Source organism: Rhizobium sp. Rhizsp82 (assembly GCF_047325115.1).
Lineage (GTDB): Bacteria > Pseudomonadota > Alphaproteobacteria > Rhizobiales > Rhizobiaceae > Rhizobium.
Window position 1 is genome coordinate 89351 of sequence record NZ_CP168570.1, and the last position, 13148, is coordinate 102498.

Annotated in this window: 12 protein-coding genes; 8 read left to right on the forward strand and 4 right to left on the reverse strand. The window is 62.1% G+C overall.

Features of this window, described 5'->3' with window-relative positions; all coding sequences use genetic code 11:
* The first annotated feature begins 3 nt into the window (after positions 1-3).
* The 7 genes from ruvA (at position 4) to ACEN84_RS05225 (ending at position 3803) form a co-directional block, all read left to right on the forward strand.
* Positions 4-618, forward strand: coding sequence for a Holliday junction branch migration protein RuvA (gene ruvA, locus ACEN84_RS05195; RefSeq protein ID WP_413710210.1), 615 nt, complete (start codon positions 4-6; stop codon positions 616-618).
* Between the two features lie 66 nt (positions 619-684).
* The gene (locus ACEN84_RS05200) at positions 685-972 is read left to right on the forward strand and encodes an AbrB/MazE/SpoVT family DNA-binding domain-containing protein (protein ID WP_413710211.1); all 288 of its coding nucleotides are present in this window, start codon (positions 685-687) and stop codon (positions 970-972) included.
* The gene (locus tag ACEN84_RS05205) at positions 969-1373 is read left to right on the forward strand and encodes a PIN domain-containing protein (protein ID WP_199629912.1); all 405 of its coding nucleotides are present in this window, start codon (positions 969-971) and stop codon (positions 1371-1373) included. The genes ACEN84_RS05200 and ACEN84_RS05205 overlap by 4 nt, the downstream gene beginning before the upstream one ends.
* Positions 1370-2410 carry a Holliday junction branch migration DNA helicase RuvB gene (gene ruvB / locus ACEN84_RS05210; RefSeq protein WP_130281989.1) on the forward strand — a complete coding sequence of 347 codons (1041 nt, stop codon included), beginning with the start codon at positions 1370-1372 and terminating at the stop codon, positions 2408-2410. The genes ACEN84_RS05205 and ruvB overlap by 4 nt, the downstream gene beginning before the upstream one ends.
* A 7-nt stretch (positions 2411-2417) precedes the next feature.
* A complete protein-coding gene (locus tag ACEN84_RS05215) occupies positions 2418-2930 on the forward strand; it encodes an NUDIX hydrolase (RefSeq protein WP_413710212.1) in 513 nt (170 codons plus the stop codon).
* A gap of 48 nt (positions 2931-2978) precedes the next feature.
* Positions 2979-3197: a DUF2945 domain-containing protein gene (locus ACEN84_RS05220; RefSeq protein WP_413710213.1), complete on the forward strand. Its 219-nt coding sequence runs from the start codon at positions 2979-2981 to the stop codon at positions 3195-3197.
* 42 nt (positions 3198-3239) lie between these two features.
* Complete coding sequence (locus tag ACEN84_RS05225) at positions 3240-3803, forward strand: DinB family protein (RefSeq protein WP_413710214.1); 564 nt, start codon at positions 3240-3242, stop codon at positions 3801-3803.
* On the opposite strand, the gene ACEN84_RS05230 is transcribed toward ACEN84_RS05225, so the two are convergent.
* The 4 genes from ACEN84_RS05230 to gnd all read right to left on the reverse strand — a co-directional run bounded on the left by ACEN84_RS05230 (position 3800) and on the right by gnd (position 11226).
* Complete coding sequence (locus ACEN84_RS05230) at positions 3800-5179, reverse strand: virulence factor family protein (protein WP_025555438.1); 1380 nt, start codon at positions 5177-5179, stop codon at positions 3800-3802. The two genes, ACEN84_RS05225 and ACEN84_RS05230, sit on opposite strands and share 4 nt — an antisense overlap.
* Complete coding sequence (gene mprF / locus ACEN84_RS05235) at positions 5176-7779, reverse strand: bifunctional lysylphosphatidylglycerol flippase/synthetase MprF (protein ID WP_413710215.1); 2604 nt, start codon at positions 7777-7779, stop codon at positions 5176-5178. The genes ACEN84_RS05230 and mprF overlap by 4 nt, the downstream gene beginning before the upstream one ends.
* A 203-nt stretch (positions 7780-7982) precedes the next feature.
* The gene (locus ACEN84_RS05240; protein ID WP_413710216.1) at positions 7983-10124 is read right to left on the reverse strand and encodes a mechanosensitive ion channel family protein; all 2142 of its coding nucleotides are present in this window, start codon (positions 10122-10124) and stop codon (positions 7983-7985) included.
* Between the two features lie 82 nt (positions 10125-10206).
* Positions 10207-11226 (reverse strand): phosphogluconate dehydrogenase (NAD(+)-dependent, decarboxylating), encoded by a 1020-nt coding sequence (gnd, locus tag ACEN84_RS05245; protein WP_199629056.1) that lies wholly within the window; start codon positions 11224-11226, stop codon positions 10207-10209.
* 580 nt (positions 11227-11806) lie between these two features.
* Here gnd and ACEN84_RS05250 point away from each other — a divergent pair.
* On the forward strand, positions 11807-13105 hold the full coding sequence (locus ACEN84_RS05250) for a hypothetical protein (RefSeq protein WP_246777439.1): 1299 nt from the start codon (positions 11807-11809) through the stop codon (positions 13103-13105).
* The last annotated feature ends 43 nt before the right edge of the window (positions 13106-13148 follow it).

Sequence of the window (13148 nt, forward strand, 5' to 3'; positions counted from 1 at the left end):
ATCATGATCGGAAAGCTGAAAGGCACTGTTGAGGAAATCGGCGACGACTATGTGCTCGTCGATGTGCACGGCGTCTGCTACGTCGCCTATTGCTCCGGCCGCACGCTCTCGAAGATCGGCTCGGTCGGCGAGGCCTGCGTGCTCTTCATCGAGACCTATGTGCGCGAAGACCAGCTGAAGCTCTTCGGCTTCATGAGCGTGCTCGAGCGCGAGTGGTTCAACCTGCTGCAGAGCGTCCAGGGCGTCGGCGCCAAGGTGGCGCTGGCCGTACTTTCGACCCTGACGCCGGCCGAGCTCGCGAACGCTATTGCCTTGCAGGACAAGACCGCCGTCTCCCGCGCCCAGGGCGTCGGCCCCAAGGTGGCCGTCCGCATCGTCACCGAGCTTAAGAACAAGGGACCCGCCTATGCCGGCGAGGCGATCAACATGGGCCTCAAGCAGGAAATCGGCGAAGGCGTCGCCTCCGCCCCCGTCGCTGACGCCGTCTCCGCGCTCACCAATCTCGGCTACTCGCGCGATCAGGCGGCAAATGCCGTCGCTGCCGCGATGAAGACCGCGGGGGAAGGCGCCGACAGCGCCAAGCTGATCCGGTTGGGGCTGAAGGAATTGTCGCGATGAATTCCGACGTTTTTGATATTGGCGGAAAATTCCAGTATTGTCTGACGACTTGAATGGGAGTGGATGATGACCGTTTGGGAAGCGACGATATCGGCAAAAGGGCAAGTAACGATCCCGAAGGAGATGCGGGAAGCGCTTGATCTGCGGCCGGGCGACCAGCTCATTTACAGCGTCGTCGACGGTGAAGTGATCATCACGCCGAAGAACGTCGACTTCAAGGATCTCGCAGGCCTGCTGGGATCACCGCCAAACGGTCCCGCAACGCTGGATGAGATCGACGCTGCCGTCCTGAAGGCTGCCGGAACCAACGCTGCCGACACCAAAGACACTGACAGCTCCGACGTCGCCGCATGAAGAAGATCGGCCTCGACACCAATATCGTCATCCGGCTTTTGACCAATGACGACGAGCAACAGAGGCGCGCCGCCCTGCGCTTCGCTGAAGGCATGGGCCGGGATTTCGAAGGCTTCTTGCCGCTGGTCGCAGTGCTCGAATTGGATTGGGCCCTGCGCGCCAGGCTTGGCTTTCAGAAGCAGGACGCGGTCCTGGCCATTCGCAAGCTGCTGCAGACCCGCGGTCTCGTCGTCGAGCACCACGAACTCGTCGTCAAGGCGCTCCGCCTGGTTGCGAGCGAGAATGCCGACCTTGCCGATGCCCTCATTGCCGCCCGGTCTCTCGCAGCGGGCTGTGAATCGATCAAGACCTTCGATAAAAAGGCCGCATCGCGCGTCCCCGGAATGGAATTACTTGCATGAGTGAAGAAACCCGCCTGATATCGCCGGAGAAGCGGGGCGAAGACCTGGATGTGACGCTGCGCCCGCAGTCGCTGGACGAATTTACCGGCCAGGCGGAAGCGCGCGCCAATCTGAAAATCTTCATCGAGGCCGCCAAGAACCGTGGCGAGGCGCTGGATCACGTACTATTCGTCGGCCCGCCCGGCCTCGGCAAGACGACGCTGGCGCAGATCATGGCGAAGGAGCTCGGCGTCAACTTCCGCTCGACCTCAGGCCCTGTCATCGCCAAGGCTGGTGATCTCGCAGCGCTGCTCACCAATCTCGAAGAGCGCGACGTGCTCTTCATCGACGAAATCCACCGCCTCAACCCGGCCGTCGAGGAAATCCTCTATCCGGCGATGGAGGACTTCCAGCTCGACCTGATCATCGGCGAAGGCCCCGCCGCCCGCTCGGTGAAGATCGATCTGTCGAAATTCACGCTGGTTGCCGCCACCACCCGTCTCGGCCTGCTGACGACGCCGCTGCGCGACCGCTTCGGCATTCCCGTCCGCCTCTCCTTCTATACGGTCGAGGAGCTGGAACTGATCGTGCGCCGCGGCGCGCGGCTGATGAACCTGCCGATGACCGATGAGGGTGCCCGCGAAATCGCCCGGCGCGCCCGCGGTACGCCGCGTATCGCCGGCCGCCTGTTGCGCCGCGTGCGCGATTTCGCCGAAGTCGCCAAAGCCGAAGCTGTGACCCGCGAGATCGCCGATGAGGCGCTCACCCGCCTGCTCGTCGACAATGTCGGCCTCGACCAGCTCGACAAGCGCTATCTGAACATGATCGCCGTCAATTTCGGCGGTGGCCCGGTCGGCATCGAAACCATCGCCGCCGGTCTCTCCGAGCCGCGCGATGCGATCGAGGATATTATCGAGCCCTACATGATCCAGCAGGGCTTCATCCAGCGCACCCCGCGCGGCCGCGTCCTGACCGCGACGGCCTGGAAGCACCTTGGCATGCAGCCGCCGAAGGATCTCGAAGCGGCGCAATTCCGCCTCTTCCAGGGCGACGAGTGAGAGCACCATGCCCAAGAGAACGATGATCCGGCTGAATGGACCTGCCGGACGTTTCAACTACCGCATCGCCGGGCTCGCCTTTCGCGAGGGCCATGTGCTGGTCCACCGCGCCGTCCATGAGCCGTTCTGGACCTTTCCCGGCGGCCGCGCCGAGATCGGCGAGACGTCGGAGAAGACGCTGAAGCGCGAGATGGTCGAGGAGCTCGGCGTCTCGATCGAGGTCGGGCGCCTTCTCTGGATCGTCGAAAACTTCTTCCACTATGAGAAGCGCGACTGGCACGAGCTGGGCTTCTATTATCTGATGGAGGTCCCGGAAAGCTTCCCGTTCCGGCCCCATGACATCGTCCATCAGCTCGAAGACGGCAAGGACGTCCTTGAATTCAAGTGGGTACCCGCGACCAAGGAAGCGCTGAGGGCTCTCGACATTCCTCCCTATTTCGTCGCCGATGAGATCGAGCAGCTGCCGGCAACGACGCGGCACGTTGTCTGGCGCGACGGCGATCTCGATCGAGACATCTGAAGGAACCCTGTTCCGCCTGGCGCATTGCCACTCCGAAAGGAGATCGCCATGCAGAAATACCGGACTGGCGCGAGCGTCGAATGGAAGTGGGGCACGGGCACTGGAACCGGAAAGATCAGGCAGAGCTTTACCGATGACGTCGAGCGGACGATCGAAGGCGCCGTCATCAAGAGGAAGGCGAGCCCGGAGGAGCCGGCCTACCTGATCGAACAGGAGGATGGCGGCCGGGTGCTGAAGAGCCATTCCGAGCTGCATAGACACGGCTGACGGCGGCGCGCCCGCATGATCCAGCCATTAGGAGGACATGCCATGACCGGCTTCGACCCCTGCCGGGTGTTCCGCAAGCTTGCCTATAACAATGCGCTTGCCAATCTGCGGCTGAGCAATGCCTGCCTGCTGCTGCAGCCCGGTGAATTCGAGGCGCATCGCACCAGCTTCTTCCCGTCGATCCGGATGACCATGAACCATATCCTCACGGTCGACTGGTTCTATGTCGATGCGCTGGAAGGCGGAACGCTCGGGCCGAAGGCCTGGGAAGTGGAAGAGCCGTTCACGGCGCTGGAAGCGCTGATTTCGGAACAGCGCAAGGTCGACGGGCGCCTCGTCATCCTCTGCGAAAAGCTGACGCCGGACGCCTTGGCTGCCACTGTGCAGCTCCACCGGACAGGACGCATTCAGGAAGAGCGCGCAGACGATGTGCTGAGCCATCTCTTCCAGCACCAGACCCATCACAGGGGCCAGGTCCACGCCATGCTGGCGGGCTCCAGCGTCAAGCCACCGCAGCTCGATGAATTCATCGTCGATGACGATGCCCGCTTCCGGGACGGCGAGATCGCCGCCCTCGGCTGGAGTGAAGAGAAGCTGATGCGTTAATCGTTGAGGCGCGACTTCAGCGCATCGACGATCGTCTTGGTCAGCAGGTCGTAGTTCTCATCGAAGTGATGGTCGCCCGGCAGCTCGACCACGGAGGCACCGCTGTCCTTCAGATCGGGGCAGGCCACCTCGTCGTCATCGTCATTGCCGTAGATGCACTGCACGAGCTTCGGATCGACATCCTTGAGATCGGCAACGGGGTCGCCACCGGCGCCCTCGGTCTTCTGGCCGAGCCAGCCCATGACCGAGATCACGTAATCGACCTCATGCGAAAGCGACAGCAGCGAGATCTGCACGATCGAAGATTTCTCGGCCGGCTTCAGCAGCTTGTAGGTGGCGGGCACCACGTCGGCGCCGAAGGAATAGCCGATCAGCAGCACATGCTTGACGTTCCACTGCTTGCGGTAGAGGTCAATGATCTTGCCGAGATCGTCGGCCGTCTCCTGCGGCTTCCGCTCCGACCAGAAGTAATGCAGCGAGTCGATACCGACGACCGGGATGCCTTCCTTCTGCAGCTTGCTGCCGACTTCCTTGTCGATATCGCGCCAGCCGCCGTCACCGGAATAGATGACCGCCATCGTGTCCATCGCCGGCTTGGCGTCGAGAACCGAAAGCGGCAGGCCGAGCGGATTGTCGGAGCTTCCTGCTTCGTCCATCAGCTGGTCAAGCGTATCCGAGAGCGTCGTCTGCGCATCGTCGTCCGCGTCGCGGATATCGATCTTCGGATGGATCTTCTTCAGCTCTTCCACATGTTCGCGCCCGTCCTTCGGCGCTGCCGAGGTGAAGGCGGCGATGATCGGGTCGGGCAGGCTGCCGTCGGAGAGGCCGTAGATCATCCGGTCGCCGACCGTCTTCTTGCTGGCCGGGGTGCAAAGCTGCTGGGTGAGCGGGATACCGGCAACCGGATCGATCGCCAGCGTCTGGCCGATTGTCGCATCCGGGGTCTGCGCGGCAATCGCCAGCGCCAGCGCTCCGCCCTCGCCGATACCGGCAATGATAGGCAGATGATAGGCACTGTTGCCGGCGGCGCGCTGCACCTGCTGGCTGAGCGACTCGATATCCGAGACGAGATAGATGCAGCCATCGTTGTCGCTGACATCGTATTTACGCAGCGCATCGATATAGGAGGTGAAATCGACACCGATCACGACAGCGCCGGCATCCACCAGCTTGTCCGCTTCGGCCTTTTCGTTGTCGCCCCAGCCTGCGCCGTCCGAAATCAGCATCACGGCACCCTTCACATCGCCCTTCGGCAGGAAGATGTGCGGCGACGGAATGAGGCCGGTCTCGAAATCCTGGTTGGTTTCATCCGCGGCAAATGCCGGGAATGCCAGCGCCGTGGCGCAAGCAGCTGCGAGGAGATATTTTCTGATCATTTCCTGACGACTCCCTTCAATCCGCCGCCGATGAGAAAGGTCGCGTCCATCAACGCGATCATCGGATTGCCCCCTCCTGAAACCGCAAGATAGCGCGGTTGCCAGTGCGGATGAAACTTTGATTTGAATGCCCGAAGGCCTTTGAAATTGTAGAAGCGCTCGCCGTGCTCGAAGACGGTGCTGCCGATACGGTCCCAGACCGGGGCCGTTTCGCGCTTCGACATGCCCGAAAGCGGTGCCATGCCGAGGTTGAAGTGCTTGTAGCCCTCAGCTCTGAGATATTCCATGATCTGTACGAAGAGGAAGTCCATCGAGCCCTTCGGCGCTTCCGGCGAGAAGCGCATCAGGTCGATCGTGCCCTCGGACTTGGTTTCGGTAACGAGGATATTGGCGAAGGCGACGATCTTGCCGTCCTTCTTCAACACGCCGACCGGCTGCGAATTGACATAGTCGGGCTCGAAAGCGCCGAGCGAGAAGCCCTTCTCCTTGGCATTGTGGTCTTCGAGCCAGGAGCTGGAGACCGCTGAGAGATCCCCGAGAATGGCGGGCACCTCTTCCGCGGGAATGACCTCGAAGCTCAAACCATCGCGCTGGGCGCGGCTTGCCGTCTGGCGAAGGTTCGCCCACTTGCCCCCCTTCATCTCGAAGGCCCCGAGATCGGCAACGGCGAGTTCGCCGAGCTTGAAGGCGCGCAGGCCCGCATCGGCGCAGTGCGAGAGCAGCCCCGGAGAGATCTGATAGAACACCGCGCGGCAACCTGCGGCGCGCGCCGCCTCCACGAAGCTCCAGACGAGTTCCGGGATCGCATGCCGCTCGCCGACAGGATCGAACAGCGCGATCCAGGAGCGGCCCTGGCGGCCATACATGATGAAGGCATCGCCCTTTTCGGAAAACATGATGCTCTTGTCGGCCATGCGAACGAGATTGGCGTCGGCATAATCCTGCGCCTTGACGATATCGACGGCGCGCTGCAGCGCCTCTTCTGTCGCCGGTTCCGGCCGGAAGGTCGCCGGGCGCAGCAGGCTGAAGATCGCGATCGCCGAGGAGATGATCGTGATGCCGAGCACGGCGCGCAGGCCGCGCGGCGCTTCGGCGGCAAATTCGAACTGCCACCAGAGCTCGTTGCTGTACTCGACGTCGCGATAGACGAACAGCAGGATGACGACCGCGCCGACACAGATGACGGCAATCGCCATCAGCCAGGCCGCCGTCAGCGTCTGGTTGAGAAGCGAGGCATGGCGGGTAAACAACCGGCGGCTGACGAACAGGCTGAAGATCAGGATCGCCAGGAAGATCGCTTCGACAAGCGCGATCGCCTTCAGGAGCGACAGCGCCAGCGCCAGCACGGCCGAGACCACCGAGACCAGCCAGGCGCCGTCGAGACGCTGGCCAAGACCGCGGGCGGCGACAACGAGCGCCAGGCCGAACAGGCTCGACAGGAAATGCGCGCCTTCGACGATCGGCAGCGGCAGGTAGTTGGCCAGGAATTCCAGGTTCTCGTCAGGCGTCGGCGTGACGCTCGAGAAGATCAGCATGACGCCGAGGATCAGCGCGAAGGCCGACAACAGCTGCGGCGTCAGGCGTCCGCCGATGCGACGGATGCTCGATGCGGCCGGATGATCGACGAAGCGGCGAAGCTCGGTCAGCGACACCGCAAGCACCGCGATCAGCAGCGGCAGCACATGATAGATCAGGCGGTAGAGAACCAGCGAACCGAGAACCGCATCGATATTCACCGCGCTGCCGAGCGAGGCGATAATGACGGTTTCGAAAACGCCGAGACCGGCCGGAACGTGGCTGAGAACGCCGAGACCGACGGCAATCGCATAGACCGCCAGAAACACCGGCCAGCTGATCGCCGTCTGCGGCAGGAGAACGTAGAGAACGGTCGCCGACGCCGCGATATCGAATGCGGTGACGAGGAACTGGCGCGACCAGGTGCGCGAATCTGGCAGGCGGACAGCAATCGGGCCAAGATTGACGGCCCGGCCATCACGCCCGAGATAGACGACGAACCCGAGCCCCGCCAGGATCGCACCGGCGATAATCCGCAAAAGCAGCGCATTGGTATTGATCAGCGGCCCGATTTCATCGGCGATGATCATCAGCGCGATTGCCGCGACGCTGGCAAGACCGAGACCGAAGGACAGCGTCACGAAGGCGATGACGCGGCCGATATCTTCAGGCGTCAGGCCGAGGCGCGAATAGGCGCGGTAACGGATCGCGCCGCCGCTGAGCGCGCCGAAACCGGCAGTATTGCCAACCGCATAGGCGCTGAAGGCCGTCAGCGCCACATGCGGAAAGGGCAGCTTCTTGCCGATATAGTCGATGGCGTTGAGATCGTAAAAGATCAGCGCGAAGAAGCTGAGACCGGTGAAGAGAAGCGCGAGCAGGATCGAACTGACACGGGTATCGGCAAGCGCTTCGACGACGTCGTCATAGCGTACTTCATCCGTAAGCTGCATGATGGCATAGCCGACCATGCAGAACAGGACCAGCGTCGCGGCTGCCACGAGCTGCGTGCGATATCGCCGGAGAAAGCCGCGAAACCCACCGGCCTCTTCGCTTTCCATCTCTTCCAGACTGTTCTGACTCGCCATGTTACCCCTGCCGATCGCCAGCGTGGCGTGAATCGTTCGGCAAAGCACTAGCATATGCTGCAGGCAAGCTCTATCAGCCCCCGCAAGCTCTACCCAACCGCCGCCGAGCGCGCCTCATCGGCTTGAATTGGGGCAAAATTAGCGCCGCCAAACGCAAGGCGACATTGCGTTTTTGTAACATTCCGTCGCACCCCGGCAGCCGATCAGGCAGCCGGCTCGCCTCCCGCACGGGCCTGCGCCGCATAGCGCGCGGCGGCCGCCATCGCTTCCGGATCGCGCCCCTCACCCGCCACCTGGACGGTCGGAACGGCGAATTCGATGCCGTTTTCCTTGAAGGCGTTGCGGATCATCGCCAGCGCATTGCGGCGGATGACGAACTGTTCGCCGGGCTTCGTCATCATTGATAGGCGGATCTCGATCGCGAACTCGCCGAACTGCTCGACGCCCTTCATCTTCAGGGTCTCGATGATATGCGGCCCGAATTCCGGGTTTTCGAGCAGCGACTGGCCGATCTGCTTGATCACCTTCTTGGCCTTCACCAGATCGGTGTCATAGGTGACGTTCAGGCTGATCTTGTCGATCGTCCAGTCGCGGTTGAGGTTCTTGACGGCGCCGAGTTCGCCGAAGGGCACGGTGGTCAGTGGTCCGCGGTGATGGCGCAGCTTCACCGAGCGCAGGCTGAAGGCCTCGACGACGCCCTTGTGGCTGCCGCTCTCGATATATTCGCCGACGCGGAAGGCATCGTCCCACAGATAGAACATGCCGCTGATGACATCCTTGACGATCGTCTGCGCTCCGAAGCCGACGGCGACGCCGACGACACCGGCACCGGCAATCAGCGGCGCGATCTCGATACCAAGCCCCGACAGCACCATCAGGATGGCGATGACGGCAATGACGACGGCGATGATGTTGCGGAAGATCGGCAGCAGCGTCTGCAGACGTGCGCGTCTGGCCTTCTCCTCATCCGATGCAGCGCCATCCAGCGGCTGATCGAGAAGCTTGCCGTCGATATAGGCCTTGACCAGATGCCAGAGCAGATCGGCAGCGAGCAGCACGACGATGCCGCCGATGACGCCGCGGGCGATGCGATCGGTCATCGTTTCGCCGGCCGCCATCGTATCGGCGCCGACGCCCATGACCTTGCCGATCCAGATCGCCGCGGCGGCAATGATCAGCGCTCGGACGCCGCGATCGAGCAGCACGGTGGCGATGCGGCGATTGGCGAGGAACCCGGCCTCGGCCTGGTGCAGCGCGCGCACGGCAGCGGTCGCAACTGAAAGCACCTTCGGCAGCAGCAACGCGTAGATGCCGAGCCAGAGCAGCCAATTGAACCCGGTTACCCAGAGAACCCAGAGCGCCAGGAAATAGATCGTCAGAGCCCAGGCCACCGCAGTACTGTGGCGGGACCCATCCGACGGGCGCGACCAGACCGCTTCGACAGCGATCAGGAACAGGCCGATGCCGAGGATATAGGCGACGAAGTAGCGCGAACCCGGCGAGAAGCCGAGCGGCTCCATCACCTGAATGACGGCCCAGCCGAAGGCGAAATAGATGCCGAACACGGCAGCGCGGCGGAACCAGAATAGCGCCTTCGCCCGCGAGACGTCCCGCTCGCCGTCGGCCCGCGCCAGTGTCACCAGCACGACCAGCATGCGGCCGATCGAGATGGTGAACCGCGCCGCGATCAGCGCGACGGCAACGGCGATCGCCATCGACTGGCTGACCGGCGGCCAGTTGAAGGCGAGCAGCGGGATCATCGTTGCGATGGCAAAGACGATCGCCGGAATGACCCGGTAGAAGATATTGGCGCCCGCATGATGCAGTGCCGCCGGTTCTTCCGTATCGGCCCGGCGCACCCGCGGCCGCGGCGTCACCGCCCGGAACAGCAGTTCGGCAAGCGTACCGGCGAGAAGCAGCGTCAGCACCTCGACGACCACCCAACCGGCGCCGGCCGGCTCGACCTCGCGATCGACGATGCCATCGGCCGTCTCGATTTCCGCCGGCAGCTCCATCGCCGCATGCGAGACCATCTCGACATGGCGGCGCGCATGGCCGAGCAGGCCGGAGAGAACCGACATCTGCCCGTCGTCTGCCGCAGCCGTGCCCGCCGGTGCCGTCTTCATCTGCGACGCCATCCAGCTCTGCACTTCGGGCGCCTGCATCAGCTCCATCATCTGCCGCACCTTGTCCGGCGGCATAGGGGTGGTGGTGGCTGGCGGCTGCGCGGGGCTTTGGGCCTGGGTAGCGATTGGCCCGAGCGTCAGAAGCGCGAGCCAAAACAGCAGTCTGACGAACCTTGAACCAAACACCCGACGCCCTCCGGTATGACTGATGTCAACCATATCGTGTGCAATGCTTTAGGCAATGGGCACGAAAAAGCCCGCGCCTGGAAAGCGCGGGCTCTTAAACGAGAGTATGGGTCTATCAGCCCTTCGGCTTCTCGACGTGACCGCCGAAGCCGGCGCGCATCGCCGAGAGCACCTTGTTGGCGAACTCGTCCTGATCGCGCGAGGAGAAGCGGCCGTAAAGCGCGGCACTGAGCACCGGCGTCGGCACGCTTTCGTCGATCGCCGCCATGATCGTCCAGCGGCCTTCGCCAGAGTCCGAGACGCGGCCGGCATATTTGGCGAGCGCGGGATCGGCATGCAGCGCGTCCGACGTCAGATCGAGCAGCCAGGAGGTGATGACGCTGCCGCGGCGCCAGACTTCCGCGACATCCTGCAGATTGAAGTCGTAGCGGTAATATTCCGGATGGGCGAGCGGCGCTGTTTCGGCATCCGCCTCATGGGTGGCAGCGCCGATATTGGCGTTCTTCAGGATGTTGAAGCCCTCGGCATAGGCGGCCATCAGGCCGTATTCGATACCGTTATGGACCATCTTGACGAAGTGGCCGGCGCCATGCGGGCCGCAATGCAGGTAGCCCTGCTCGGCCGTGCTGTGCTCGGCTGCGGTACGGTTTTCCGACGGCTTCACGTCGCCGACCCCAGGTGCCAGCGAAGCGAAGATCGGCGACAGCGACTGGACGATACCCTTCTCGCCGCCGATCATCAGGCAATAGCCGCGCTCGAGGCCGAAGACACCGCCGCTGGTGCCGACGTCGACATAGTGGATGCCCTTGGTGATCAGCTCGGCGCCGCGGCGGATATCGTCGTGATAGTAGGAATTGCCGCCGTCGATGATGATGTCGTCATCGTGCAGCAGCGGCACGAGCTGGGCGATCACCTTGTCGGTGATGGCGGCCGGCAGCATCAGCCAGATGGCACGCGGCCGCGACAGCTTCGAAACGAACTCTTCGAGCGAGCTGCTGCCGACGGCGCCCTTGCCCGTAAGGTCGGCAACGCTTTCCGCTTTCGCATCATAGACCACGCATTCATGGCCATCCCGCATCAAGCGCTGGACCATGTAGCTGCCCATACGGCCCAAACCAACCATGCCAAGCTGCATCACACATTCTCCTGGGAATCTAATCGATATGATTCCGGAAACTAGCACTCACGCGGCAGCAGGCAAGCGAAGTCTCTGTCACATTCCAGAGATGCAAATGCTTCGTTCGGTCGCGGGGCATGGCCCGCATTTCGCTCAGGAGATGTAGCCGGTGCTAAAATCGGAGTGGAAAACTCAGTAAAAGCCACTGCCCCGGCGGGCCGCAGAAGGCATTCGGCAGTTGCATCTGGAGGTCTGGCAGTTACCGCCGGATGCTTTCAAACGCTCAATTCCTACAGTCACGAAAATTTTCTATGCCGGAAATAAAGCCGATTAATTCGTTTCTTTTCATATTCTTAACTTGGAGACCATCTTTGTCACAACACTGTCCCGCAAAATTTTGCACTTGAGAAGCAGTTGCCTTGCTGGAGGTCGGATGGTACTTTTTCATTAACAACTAAATAAAAAAACGACGGGGGAAGTGCCCTTCAATTTCGATCTATGATTTGTCAGTTCAGGATTGAAGAATATGAAGGCCACACCAATAAACATTCACCCAAAAGACGTACGAATACTGTCCGCTTCGCGGATTGCAGGGTATTTGTTCGCGTTCTTGCTACTCTTCACCATCGGCATGTCGATGGTGCCAAACCAGTTCTTCGTCGTCTCGCCGAAAGCTGTGATCAACGCCCCTGTGCAGATGATCGCCTCACCGATCTATGGCCGTGTCGACAAGATCGACCTGCAGGTCGGCCAGGTGGTCAATCTCGGCGACGTCACCGCCACCGTTTCCAATCCCAACCAGGACCAGACATCGCTGACCGGCCTCAGGCTCGAGAAGCTTGACCTGACGGAGAAGCTCAACAACACGATCAATGTCGTGGCCGAGCGCAACGACCAGCTGAGCAAGGTCAAGGCACAGATCGCCGACGTGAAGGACGGCGTCCTGAGCGAGCTCGGCGCCGTGATCGGCAACGCCCAGTCGAATGTCGAGATTTACGAAGCGCGGCTCGCCGAGCAGGATGCACTGCTGCAGCGCGCCACCACAATGCTGAAAAAGGGGTTGACCTCCGAGGCCAGCGTCGAGCCGCAGCGCCAGAAGCGCAATGCCGCCCAGGGCGAGCTCGATGCCGCCCGCGGCGAGCTGAAGCGCAACGAGATCGTCCAGTCGCTTGTCAGCCGTGACATCTACACCGGCGGCACGGTCGCCGCCAACCTGCTGACGCTGGAGATGCAGCGCACCAAGCTCGCCGGCGATATCGCCGAGGACAATATCGAGATCAACCAGATGACCGAGCGCAAGGCGCAGGTCGAAAAGCTGATCAACCGCGAGGAAGGCCGGCTCGGCAAGTCGGGTGCGGCCGAAGTCGTCGCCGATCATCACGGCCAGGTCGTCAGCGTCGACGCCTCCTTCGGCGATTTCGTCATGCAGGGCCAGGCGGTTGCCAAGTCGCTCGATTGCAACGAGGCTTTTGCCGCTGCCGTCTATCGCAGCCGGGATGTCTCCTCGCTGGATATCGGCACGCCCGCCATGGTCAATTTCCGCTCGCTCGGCGTCAAGAAAAGCGGGCATGTCTACAAGATCGTCCGCTATTTCGACAGCGGCCAGCAGAACCGCTACTTCGCCAAGTTCCCGAAGGCCGAAGGCGACGAGGTCTATGTCCTCGTCAAGGTCGACGACGATCCCGTCGAACTGACCGCTGCCGGACAGCCCAACAACGACAAGTTCTTTGGATGCCATGTCGGTGAGGACGTGATTGTCTCGCTTGGAGAGACCGTCGTCGCGCGCCTTACCCGCTACTCGAAAATGGCCGTCGACAAATTGGCAGCGGCGGACGGCCTGCTCTCCGCGTCGGCGCTTTTTGACAAGGGCCACAGATTGGCGAGCCTCCAGCAATAACTGAGCACTTTCGCTTCACTTTATCGACCGCGATAACAGGGAA